Origin of the sequence: Streptomyces thermoalcalitolerans (assembly GCF_039525155.1) — a bacterium.
Classification (GTDB): Bacteria; Actinomycetota; Actinomycetes; order Streptomycetales; family Streptomycetaceae; genus Streptomyces; species Streptomyces thermovulgaris.
This window is the reverse complement of sequence record NZ_BAAAHG010000040.1, coordinates 45,981-57,669: the sequence shown is the minus strand read 5'-3', so window position 1 is coordinate 57,669 and position 11,689 is coordinate 45,981. Positions and strand designations below refer to the sequence as shown.

Here is an 11,689-nt window from a genome sequence, read left to right as displayed (position 1 = left end):
CCGGCCCGCCCGGTGTCGGGGCATCAACATATCTGGCGTTGACTTTTGGCACGCTGTTGAGTTCTCAAGGAACGGACGCTTCCTTCGTACTCACCCCCACAGGGCTTTCCTCCGGGCGCTTCCCTTCGGTGTTTCCGACTCTATCAGATCTTCTTACCGACCTGATCCCCGGTCAGCGGGGTTTGCCTTCACGGCCATTCGGCCGCTCCGACGTCCCAGACTTTAGCGGATTCTCTCGGCGATTCCCAATCGGACTCTCGGGGTTCCGATTCGGGATCGACGAGTCCCATGCACGAATTGAATTTTGGGCACGCCAAAAACAACCCTGCTGGGAGATCACGCTCGTGGTTGGGGTGCCGCCTGTGCGGCAGAAGGTGCTGCCGTAGAACCGTTACAGCTCTGCGGCAACCCGAAGTACGTTACGGATTCAGCAGGGGGGCTGTCAAGCGCCCTGGCCAAGATTTTCGTCCAGGTCGTTGAGCCGTCCGCCGGCGTCCGGCTGGGCGTCCTCGACGCGGCGGAGCAGCCTGATCAGCATCTCGCCGAGGGCCGTGCGCTCCGCCGGGGACAGGTCCTGCAGGAGGTTGCCCTCGAAGACCGTGGCCAGGCGCATGGCCTCGAGCCACTTCTCGCGACCGGCGGGGGTCAGCTCCACGATGACCCGAACGCGGTTGGCCTCGTCGCGTTTCCGGGTGACCAGGCCCTCGGCGACCATCCGGTCGATGCGGTGGGTCATCGCCGCCGGGGTCAGGCCGAGGCGCTTGGCGAGGTCGCTCGGACCCATGCGATACGGAGAGCCGGACAGGACGAGGGCCTTGAGGACCTCCCAGTCGGCGTTGGTGATGCCGAGTGCGGCGGTCTGCCGGCCGTAGGCGACGTTCATCCGGCGGTTGAGCCGCGACAGCGCGGAGACGATCTGCTCGACCTGGGGGTCGAGGTCCTGGAACTCGCGCTGATAGGCGGCGATCTGCTCTTCAAGTGTCAGTTCGGTGCCGGCGCTGATGCCGGGGGTGTCGCCCATGGGCGCAGTATGACACGTCCTGACTTGGTGTTGAAGTCCTTAGGGGTGTACTCTTCAGCGTTGAAATTTAGCTTCTAAGTGTTTACGTTCGACTGCCGGGTGCTTCAACCGTCCGCAAGGAAGACCCGAGAGGGTCGAGCAAGAGCGACCAGAGCGACCAGAGAAGAAGAAAGAGGTGAACGTGACCAGGGCGATGGGCACGGCGATGCGCCGGATCCACGTGGGCAACGCACTCAGCGCGTTCGGACTCGGCTTCACCGTCCCCTATCTGTACGTCTATGTGGCACAGGTACGGGGGCTGGGAGCCATGACGGCGGGGCTCGTCCTCGCCGTCTTTGCCGTGGCCGCGCTGCTCGTGCTGCCGTTCGCCGGCCGGGCGATCGTGCGGCACGGCCCGCTGCCGGTCCTGCTCGCCTCCCTGGTCACGGCCGCGCTGGGCGCACTGAGCCTGGGACTGGCGGCGAGTGCCGGGGCCGTGCTGCTGTCGGCGGCGGCACTCGGCGCCGGGCAGGCCGTGATGCAGCCGGCGCTGGCGACGATGATCGTGGACTGCTCGACCGTGGAGACGCGGTCGCGGGCGTTCGCGATGCAGTTCTTCCTGCAGAACCTGGGACTGGGCGTGGGCGGCCTCATCGGGGGGCACTTCGTCGACACCGCCCGGGTCTCCTCCTTCACCCTGCTGTTCGCGATCGAAGCGGTGGTGTTCCTGCTGCTGGTCGTGCTGATGTCGACGATCCGGATGCCGCGCTCGCCGCGGACCGGGGACGCGCCGGCGGGGGCCGGGCAGTCGGCGAGGGGCAGCTGGAAGCAGCTGCTCCGGAACCGGGCCATGGTGCAGCTGTGCGTGCTGGGCTTTGTGCTGTTCTTCGCCTGCTACGGGCAGTTCGAGTCGGGGCTGAGCGCCTACGGCGTGGAGGCCGCCGGGATCTCGACGTCGACGCTGGGGACCGCGCTGGCCGCGAACACGTTCATGATCGTGGCGGCGCAGTTCGCCGTGCTGAAGGTCGTCGAGCGGCGGAGGCGGTCGCGGGTGATCGCGGCGGTGGGGCTGATCTGGGCGCTCGCGTGGGCCGCGGCGGCGTACGCGGGACTCGGGCACGTCAGCCATGTGATGGCCACGGCCGCGTTCGTGTCGACGTACGCGCTGTTCGGGCTCGGTGAGGCGATGCTGTCGCCGACGGTCGCACCGCTGGTGGCCGATCTGGCACCGGACGGGCTGGCGGGGCAGTACAACTCGGCCTTCGCCCTGGTGAAACAGCTGGCGCTGGCGCTGGGACCGGCGGTGGGCGGACCGCTGGCGGCCTCGCTGCCCGGGCCGTATGTGGTGACGTTCCTGGCGTTCTCGCTGTTGATCAGCGTGCTCGCGCTGCGGTTGGGCCGGGGGCTGACTCCGGTGCAGGACCATCCGTGGGCCGCGCGGAGCCGGGTGGTCGCGCGGGGCGGGCCGGTGACGGAGGCCCCGGCCACCAAGGCGTGATCCCCGCTTGTCCCTCGCTTGTCCCCGCCGGGCTGTGCTCCGGTCCATCCGGTCCGGGGGCCGTTCCGGGGCTTCGCCCGCGGCCCCCCAGTCCCGGCTCCCAGCTCCCAGCTCCCGGCTCCCGGTGGGGACTTCGCCTTCTGCACCTCGGTGGGTGCCGCTCTTCCCCCTCCTCTTTCTCTTCCTTTTCTCTTCTTTCCACTCCGGCGGGCCCGTGCTCCGGGCTTCCCCGAAGGGCTCCGCTCAGGCTTCCGTCATCGGCTCCCCGTCCGTCCCGCTTCCTGCGGGAGCATGAACTCGCACCAGGCTGCCTTGCCCCCGTCCGGAGTTCTGCGGGAGCCCCAGTTGGCGGCGATCGCGGCGATGATGGCGATGCCGCGGCCGGACTCGTCGGTGGGGCCGGCGCACCGGCGGCGGGGAAGGTGGTCGTCGCCGTCGGTGACCTCGATGATGAGGCGGCGGTCGGTGCGGCGCAGCCGCAGGCGCATGGGCGGGGTGCCGTGCTGGAGGGAGTTGGCGACCAGTTCGCTCGCGGCGAGGACGCCCATGTCGTGCAGGTCGGACGGGAAGCGCCAGCTGGTGAGCACGCCGGAGGCGAAGGCACGCGCGCGGGGGGCCGCCTCCACCCCGCCGAGCAGGTCGAGGGCCGCGTTGCGGAAGAGCTCGCTGTCCGGGCCGGTGCGGACGGGGTGCTGAAGGACGAGGACGGCCACGTCGTCGTCGTGGTCGGCCTGGACTCCGGCCGAGCGGACCAGGCGGTCGCAGATCACCTGGGGAGTGCCGGTGGCGCCGGCGAGGGCGTGTTCCAGGGAGGCGATGCCCTCGTCGAGGTCCTCGCCGCGGCGTTCCACCAGGCCGTCGGTGTAGAGGACCGCCGTGGAGCCGGGGCCCAGGGGGATCGAGCCGGAGGAGTGCATCCAGCCGCCGGTGCCGAGCGGCGGGCCGATGGGGTCGTCGGCGCGCAGGACGGTGCCGTTCCCGTCGCGGACGAGGATCGGCAGATGTCCCGCGGAGGCATACACCAGCCGGCCCTCGTTGGGGTCGTGGACGGCGTAGACGCAGGTCGCGATCTGGTTGGCGTCGATCTCCATGGCGAGGCCGTCGAGGAGCTGGAGCACCTCGTGCGGGGGGAGGTCCATCCGGGCGTAGGCCCGGACGGCGGTGCGGAGTTGGCCCATGATCGCGGCTGCCCGCACTCCGCGTCCCATCACATCGCCGATGACCAGGGCCGTGCGGCCGCCGCCGAGGGTGATGACGTCGTACCAGTCGCCGCCGACCGCGGCCTCCGTGCCGCCCGGCAGGTAGGTGGCGGCGATGCGCAGGTCGTCGGGCTGTTCCAGGTCCTGGGGCAGGAGGGAGCGCTGGAGGGTGACCGCGGTCTCGCGCTGGCGGCGTTCGCTGGTGCGCAGCCGTTCGGCGGCCTCGGCGTGATCGGTGACGTCGGTGGCGAAGATCAGGACGCCGGTGCCCGCGGTGGGGTGGCCGCTCGCGGTCACCGGTGTGCACGTGAAGGTGTAGGAGCGGCCGTCGACGGCCTTGCGGGACTTCAGGGTGCGGGGTCTGCCGCTGCGCAGGACCTGGTCGAGAAGCGGGAGCAGGCCCAGTTCGCGCAGTTCGGGCAGGGCCTCGCGGGCGGGTGCGCCGAGGGGGCGTGTGCCGAAGGCCGCCGTGTAGGCGTCGTTGACGTAGGCGATGCGGTGGTCGGGGCCGTGGACGAGGGCGACGAGGGCCGGGACGCGGTCGAGGACCTCGCGTACGGGAAGCTCGTCGACGGCGGGCACCGGTCCTGGCTCGCCGGTCGGTTGTTCGGCGCGGGCCGCGGGTACGGAGCCGTCCGTCCGGCGGGCCGGGACGGCCGCGTGCTCGGTCCGCGCTGCGGCGCGGCGCTGTGTGCCGGGGATGCCGGGGAGCCGGGCGCTCCAGCGCGTGAAGTTCACGAATCCTTGCCTTGTGTCGTCGTCTCGGGCCGGCTCCGGGCTCGGCCGGGAATCCGGGGCCGCGCGGCGGTGCCGCACATTCTTACCGCCCTGGGGGTGCGTCACAGCGGGAACACGTCATCCGTGGGACGCCGGAGCGTGCGAAGAAGTTCCGCTGTTCGGTCAGGACGACCCTTTCGGGTCGGTGCTCGGGTCAAGGGGGTGTTTTCCCTTGGCCGCGAGTTCGAATTCCGCCCGGGGGTGTTCGAGCGATCCCAGGGAGACGATCTCCCGTTGGAACAGTCCGGCGAGGATCCACTCGGCGAGCACCCGGGCCTTGCGGTTGAAGGTGGGCACCCTGCTGAGGTGGTAGGCGCGGTGCATGAACCAGGCGGGATAGCCCTTCAGCTTGCGTCCGTAGATCTGTGCGACGCCCTTGTGCAGTCCGAGTGAGGCGACCGCGCCGGCGTGCTTGTGCGCGTAGGTCTCCAGGGGCTCGCCGCGCAGGAAGTGGCCGATGTTGTCGGCCAGGAGCCTGGCCTGGCGGAGGGCGTGCTGGGCGGTGGGCGGGGTCAGGCTGCCCGGTGCGGCGGCGGTGACGTCGGGGACGGCTGCGGCGTCGCCCGCGGCCCAGGCGTGTGCGACGCCCTCGACGGTCAGCTGGGCGGTGCATTTCAGACGCCCGCGTCCATTGAGCGGCAGGTCGGTGGCGGCGAGGAGGGGATGCGGCTTGACGCCGGCGGTCCACACGATCGTCCGGGTCGGGAAGCGCTGCCCGTCGCTGAGGACGGCGACCCGGTCGGCGCAGGACTCCAGGCGGGTGCGGAGCAGGACCTGGATGTTGCGGCGGCGCAGCTGGGTGAGGGTGTAGCGGCTCAGCTCCTCGCCGACCTCGGGCAGGATCCGGTCCGAGGCCTCCACGAGGATCCACTTCATGTCCTCGGGTTCGACGTTGTGGTAGTAGCGCGTGGCGTAGCGGGCCATGTCCTCCAGTTCGCCGAGCGCCTCCACGCCCGCGTAGCCGCCGCCGACGAAGACGAAGGTGAGAGCGGCGTCGCGGATCCCGGGGTCGCGGGTGGAGGAGGCGATGTCCATCTGCTCGAGGACGTGGTTGCGCAGGCCGATGGCCTCCTCGACGGTCTTGAAGCCGATGCCGTGGTCGGCGAGGCCGGGGATGGGCAGGGTGCGCGAGACGGAGCCCGGGGCCAGGACGAGTTCGTCGTACGTCAGCTTCTCGGTGCCCCCGGTCTCCTCGGTGGCGAGGGTGGTGAGGGTCGCGGTGCGGTGGGCGTGGTCGATGGAGGTGACCTCGCCGACGACGATGCGGCACTGGTCGAGGACGCGGCGCAGGGGGACGACGACGTGCCGGGGCGAGATCGCGCCGGCGGCGGCCTCGGGCAGGAAGGGCTGATACGTCATATAGGGGGCGGGCGTGACCACCGTGACCTCGGCCTCGCCCCGCCTGAGCTCGTGTTTCATCGTCCGTTGCAGGCGCAGGGCCGTGTACATCCCGACGTAGCCGCCGCCGACAACGAGAATGCGCGCGCGTTCCTTCACCTTCCCATGACGCATCGGGCACAGTCGTTTGTCCACAGGCCCGGCGCACCGTGTGACCGCCGGCCGGAGCGGCGCGGGGTTGGCCGAAATACCGCTGTAGAGGAAAAAGCACAGGTCAGACTGCGTGGAGCGGGCATCGAAGAGGGGTCATTCCGGACGTATACGACTCGTGCTCCGATCGGGGGGCGCTCCGTGCGGAATCTGCCCCTTCTGAATTGACTCTCCCTCAACTATGTTCGTGTGGACGGGGTGTGGGGATGTGATCGAACGAGCCCGCGAAGCACCACCGGATCTCGGGGGCGGGCCCGGTCGTGCCTGATCTCCGCTGTGCGCATCCCGGAATCAGTGACGGGGAGAGTCTCCGGGGGGAGACGTCATTACCGGGGGATCATTCATGCACATTCAGGACACTCGTGGGTCCGCTGCGTCCGCCACGTCCACCAGGTCGGTCGGGTCGGCCGGATCCGTCAGGTCCGCCGTCGCTCCGGCCGGCAGGGCGGCGAACGCGGCATCGGGCACCGGGCGCGGGGAGGAAGCCCGGTCGGGCCGGACGACGCCGCTGCGTGTGGACGCGCAGCGCAATCTCGAGCATGTGCTGCGGGCGGCACGTGAGGTCTTCGGGGAGCTGGGCTACGGCGCGCCGATGGAGGACGTGGCGCGGCGCGCGCGGGTCGGTGTCGGCACGGTGTACCGGCGTTTTCCGAGCAAGGACGTCCTGGTGCGGCGCATAGCCGAGGAGGAGATCTCCCGGCTGACCGAGCAGGCGCGGGCCGCGCTCGGCCAGGAGGACGAGCCGTGGTCGGCGCTCTCCCGCTTCCTGCGCACCTCGGTGGCGTCCGGCGCCGGGCGGCTGCTGCCTCCGCAGGTGCTGCGGGTCGGCGTCGCCGAGGAGCGCTCCGGCGGTGCGGGCCAGAAAGCCGACGCCCGGGTGCCGCAGCAGCGGACCCGGCCGGGCGGCGGGGAGTCCGGGGCCGCGCCCGAGGGCGCGGCGGCACAGGACGACGCCGGGGCGGCGGAGCTGCTGGAGGTCGTGGGGCGGCTCGTGGAGCGGGCGCGTGCCTCGGGCGCGCTGCGGCCGGATGTGTCGGTGTCGGACGTGCTGCTGGTCATCGCCACGGCGGCACCCGCGCTGCCGAACCCGGCGCAGCACGCAGCGGCGTCGGCGCGGCTGCTGGACATCCTGCTGGAGGGGCTGCGTTCACGGCCGGCGTGACCCCGGCGGCCGGCGTGGTCCCGGCCCCGGTGCGGCTTTGGGACCGGACGTCGCGGGTTTCCTCGTGCGTCGGGCCGGCCGCCGGGCCGGCCGGAGGGGTGCGGGGCCGCTGCGTGGCCGTCTGCCCCGGCCGTGCGAGCTCCGACCGTGTGAGCTCCGACTGCATGTGCTCCGTCCGCGGCACCGGCCCCGCTGGTGTCGTCCCCGTGGACGTCGCCGGCCACCGGGCCGTGTCCGCTCAGCCTCCGGAGGCCAGTGCGCCGCGCTGCGGGGCGATGCCCGCCGGTACCGCGCGGGCACGCGTGGGCATGCCGGTCCAGCAGGTGCCGCGGCGGGAGAGCAGACGGCGCAGCCACAGTTCCAGGGACACGAGGTCCGCGAGGCCGTCCAGCGGGAGCGGTTCGCCCTGGGCCGCCGCGCGTACGGCCTTGCGGACCACACGGGCCTCCACCAGGCCGGCGTCGGCGAGCAGGGGGGCGGCGAAGAGGTCCACCAGGTCGTCGGCGGCCACGCGCAGCCCCGTGCGGGCGGCGGCCGTCGACGAGGCGTGCGAGGGAGCGCCCCAGCCGGGCGGCAGTTCGCCCACTCCCGCGCCCTGAAGAACCGTGCGCAGAATCTCCGCCCGCGCGCCGGGCCGCACCCGCAGGGCCTCCGGCAGGGCACGGCAGGCGCGGACGACCTGGTTGTCGAGGAACGGCATGTGCAGGCGCTGGGAGCGGATCTCGGCGGCCTGTTCCAGGATGCGCAGGTCGGCCGCCTGCCGGGCGAGGGCGGCACGCGCGCGGTGGTCGCCCGGCCGCTGTCCGGGTCCCGCCGCAAAGCTGCTCGGCGCCCTCCGCAGACGAACCGATACTTCGGCCAGCGCCTCTCCGGTCAGCCACCGGGCCGCGGGCCCGGGTCTGGCCCAGGTGAGGGCGGCCAGTGACGCCCCCACGGCTCCCTGGGGTTCGTCGAAGCGGCGGCTGAGCAGCCGTTCGGCGAGCAGGTCGAGTCCCGTGCGGTAGGGGGTCCGTGCCAGGCGCCGTGCCGCTCTGTACACGCGCGCGGGGACCGTGATCGAGCCGTCGGCCTTGGCGAGCGCGGCGACGGGCCTCACCAGATGGCGGCGTTTGCGGTCCATCAGCAGATCGGCCAGGCGCGCGGGATGGGCGTCGAGGACCTGCCGGGCGCCGTAGCCGGTGAAGTGGTCGGCGCTGCCGGAGGCGAGCCGCGCGCGGTGCCGTGCCGCCTCGACCAGGGACGGCCCCGGTTCGTCGGTCAGGGGGCCGTCGAGGTCGACGTAGGGCAGGACGTCCTCGTCGCCGGTCACCACCACGTGGTGCAGCCGCGGGCTCGCCGCGAGCGTTCCGGCGCGCTCGAGCTCGGCCTCGCGTCCGGTGGCGGTGAGGTCGTTGAAGGTGACGGCCAGCAGGCGCTCGCCGGCCTCGGTGCCGTGGCCCAGGAGGGTGCCCGGTATGCCGGGGAGTCCGGCGGCCAGCAGGGCCAGCGTGCCCGAGGCCGGTCCCCCGGACAGGTCGGCGCCGATGCCGGGCACCGGCATTCCGCGGGCCGCGCGGCGTTCGGCAGGCCCCATGCCGGGCACCGGGCCGGGGTCGAGATCGGGCACGTGCCGGGGCGCGGACAGACGGGTGCGGACGGCCTCCACCAGCGCATCGCGCACCGCGGCGACCGCGCTGTCCGGGTCGGCGGGAGGTGCCGCCACCGCGAGGGAGGCGACCGGCTCGTACCCGGCGATCTCGCGCGACCCCGCACGCAGGATCAGTGCGTGCCCCGGGGGGATGCGCCGAACGCCCTCGTACGGCGTGGAGTCGTGCAGCGCGGCCGGTACGTCGGGGGCGGCCAGCAGGGCGGCCAGATACCCGAAGTCGAGGTTGGCCTCGACGAGGTCGGCCAGCGGCAGTGCGGCCGTCGCATACGCGGTGCCGCCGGCCCAGGAGGTGTGGAACACCGGGCGGGCACCGGCGAGATCGCCGCACACGGTGATGCGGCGGCCCACCCGCACCACGGCGGTGTAGCTGCCGGGCCAGGCGGTCAGATGCCGCAGCGCGCCGCCGCGCGCGGCGAGCAGGCCGACCCGCAGCTGTTCGTCGGAGGCACCGCAGACGCCGAGCACCGCGATGCTGGTCTGGGCGTCGGCCCGCACCACCCGGACCTCGTCCGGGCGCCAGTCGCCGACCGCCCACAGCGGGTCGGGACCGCCCCACAGCAGCTGGGAACCCACCGGCTGCACGGCCTGTTCGTCGTATGCGCCGTGCCCGTCGTACCGGTCGTGTCCGTTGCGCCGGCCGTATCCGTTGTGTCCGCCGGCCCCGGCGGTCCCCGCGGCGGCGCTGCTCCATCCCACCAACCACCGCATCGACGCCTCCACACCCTGTGGGCAACCAGTGCACCGCACGAACCGGTTCTCCATGCTGCCATGAAGGAGGCGCACGGGAGGGGAAGCGGAGCCACCCTCCGTGCACTGCGTGCGCCCCCTGCGCGCCTGTCCGAACTGCGGCGAACGCCCGTCATCCACACGGTCATTGCGACGCGAATGCGCCCCTGAATGCGCTCCCTCAATACCCTTCGCGCCGTCAAGTGCCGTGGTGGGAGCGGTGGTTGATCCGGAGAAGAGGGGATGATTTCCGGCCAATTCGGCGTCATGGGAACAGGCGTGCCACACGCTCCGTGCACACTGTGCGCAACGCACAGACAACAGACGGTCCGGGAGGCGGAGTTGGCCTCCCGGACCGTCCCGCCGCCCGCGGGGATGGAGGCGGCGGTGTCCCCCAGCCCACTGGATCCAGTACAGCGGGCCGACCCACGCAGGAACCATCGAACCGCTCCCCCGGTGGCCGGAGAAGAGCGCACGGGCAGGCGCACGGCCACACACCGGGAGCACGTCGCAACCCTGCGTGCAGGAGCCGTGCCCTCCGCACGGGCCACAATCCCGCCAACCGGAAGAATGCCCCTTAACGCTTGGGATGCGGCGAACTACGCTGGGTTTACGAATGCCGCGTGGTTATGCCAGCGCGGCAGCCGTCTGTGTCGAGGGGTGGCGCATGTCCAGGGAGCAACGCGGGCCGAACGAAAAGCTCGGCGCCGTTCTCGCCCTCGCGGGAATCAGCAACGCAGGACTCGCGCGGCGCGTCAACGACCTCGGCGCCCAACGCGGGTTGACTCTTCGCTACGACAAGACCTCGGTGGCGCGCTGGGTCTCGAAGGGAATGGTGCCGCAGGGTGCGGCGCCGCACCTCATCGCCGCCGCCATCGGTCAGAAGCTCGGGCGTCCGGTGCCGCTGCACGAGATCGGTCTGGCGGACGTGGACCCCGCGCCCGAGGTGGGGCTCGCCTTCCCCAGGGACGTGGGGGAGGCGGTGAAGTCGGCGACGGAGCTGTACCGGCTCGACCTCGGCAGCCGCCGGGGCGGCTCCGGCAGCATCTGGCAGTCGCTCGCCGGATCGTTCTCCGTGAGCGCGTACGCGACGCCCGCATCGCGGTGGCTGATAACCCCGGCCGACAGTTCGGTGGCGCGCGAGGCGGCCTCCTCGGAGGGCTCCGGCGCACCGGTCAGAGTCGGCCACAGCGATGTGCAGAAGCTGCGGGAGGCCGCCGAGGACGCCAGGCGCTGGGACTCCAAGTACGGGGGAGGGGACTGGCGTTCGTCGATGGTGCCGGAGTGCCTGCGGGTCGAGGCGGCTCCGCTGCTGCTCGGTTCCTACTCCGACGAGGTCGGCCGGGCCCTGTTCGGCGCGTCCGCCGAACTCACCCGGCTCGCCGGCTGGATGGCCTTCGACACCGGCCAGCAGGAGGCCGCGCAGAGGTACTACATCCAGGCACTGCGCCTCGCGCGCGCGGCGGCCGACGTCCCCCTCGGGGGCTATGTGCTGGCATCGATGTCCCTGCAGGCGACCTACCGCGGCTTCGGCGATGAAGGGGTCGACCTCGCCCAGGCCGCCCTGGAGCGCAACCGGGGCCTGGCCACCGCCCGCACCATGAGCTTCTTCCGGCTCGTCGAGGCACGCGCGCACGCGCGCGCCGGTGACGCCCAGGCGGCCGGCGCCGCCCTGAAGTCGGCCGAGAGCTGGCTGGAGCGCTCCCGCGACGGCGACAACGACCCGTCCTGGCTCGGCTTCTACACCTACGACCGGTTCGCCGCCGACGCCGCCGAGTGCTACCGCGACCTGAAGGCGCCCCGCCAGGTCCGCCACTTCACCGAGCAGGCGCTGTCGAAGCCGACGGAGGAGTTCGTCCGCTCGCACGGCCTGCGGCTGGTCGTCTCGGCGGTCGCCGAACTGGAGTCCGGCAACCTGGACGCGGCCTGCGAACAGGGCGTGCGGGCGGTGGAGGTCGCCGGACGCATCTCGTCGGCGCGCACCACGGAGTACGTCAAGGACCTCCTGCACCGGCTGGAGCCGTACAACGACGAGCCCCGCGTGATGGAGCTGCGCGAGCGGGCGCGGCCCCTGCTGACGGCACCGGCCTGAGCCGCACCGGACACCGCGCCGGCACCGCGCCGCCCTTCG

7 protein-coding genes are annotated in these 11,689 nt (G+C 72.3%); 3 read left to right on the top strand and 4 right to left on the bottom strand.

Features of this window, described 5'->3' with window-relative positions:
• Positions 1 to 442: 442 nt before the first annotated feature.
• Positions 443 to 1,021, bottom strand: a complete 579-nt coding sequence (locus tag ABD224_RS21275) for a MarR family winged helix-turn-helix transcriptional regulator (RefSeq protein WP_344052247.1) — start codon at positions 1,019 to 1,021, stop codon at positions 443 to 445.
• A gap of 205 nt (positions 1,022 to 1,226) precedes the next feature.
• On the opposite strand from ABD224_RS21275, the gene ABD224_RS21270 reads away from it, so the two are divergent.
• A complete protein-coding gene (locus ABD224_RS21270) occupies positions 1,227 to 2,498 on the top strand; it encodes an MFS transporter (protein ID WP_344052253.1) in 1,272 nt (423 codons plus the stop codon).
• A 254-nt stretch (positions 2,499 to 2,752) separates the two neighbouring features.
• Here ABD224_RS21270 and ABD224_RS21265 read toward each other — a convergent pair whose 3' ends face one another.
• Together ABD224_RS21265 and ABD224_RS21260 are read right to left on the bottom strand one after the other, a co-directional pair.
• The gene (locus tag ABD224_RS21265) at positions 2,753 to 4,435 is read right to left on the bottom strand and encodes an ATP-binding SpoIIE family protein phosphatase (RefSeq protein WP_344052245.1); all 1,683 of its coding nucleotides are present in this window, start codon (positions 4,433 to 4,435) and stop codon (positions 2,753 to 2,755) included.
• Between the two features lie 162 nt (positions 4,436 to 4,597).
• Positions 4,598 to 5,986 (bottom strand): NAD(P)/FAD-dependent oxidoreductase, encoded by a 1,389-nt coding sequence (locus ABD224_RS21260; RefSeq protein WP_344052243.1) that lies wholly within the window; start codon positions 5,984 to 5,986, stop codon positions 4,598 to 4,600.
• A gap of 379 nt (positions 5,987 to 6,365) precedes the next feature.
• Here ABD224_RS21260 and ABD224_RS21255 point away from each other — a divergent pair, with 379 nt between their 5' ends.
• Positions 6,366 to 7,184 (top strand): TetR/AcrR family transcriptional regulator, encoded by an 819-nt coding sequence (locus ABD224_RS21255; protein ID WP_344052241.1) that lies wholly within the window; start codon positions 6,366 to 6,368, stop codon positions 7,182 to 7,184.
• A gap of 238 nt (positions 7,185 to 7,422) precedes the next feature.
• Here ABD224_RS21255 and ABD224_RS21250 read toward each other — a convergent pair whose 3' ends face one another.
• Positions 7,423 to 9,540 (bottom strand): asparagine synthase-related protein, encoded by a 2,118-nt coding sequence (locus ABD224_RS21250; RefSeq protein WP_344052239.1) that lies wholly within the window; start codon positions 9,538 to 9,540, stop codon positions 7,423 to 7,425.
• Between the two features lie 685 nt (positions 9,541 to 10,225).
• Between ABD224_RS21250 and ABD224_RS21245 the strand changes: the two genes are divergently transcribed.
• Entirely contained in the window at positions 10,226 to 11,650 is a 1,425-nt protein-coding gene (locus ABD224_RS21245) for an NsdA family TPR-like regulatory protein (protein WP_344052237.1), read from the top strand.
• Positions 11,651 to 11,689: the final 39 nt, after the last annotated feature.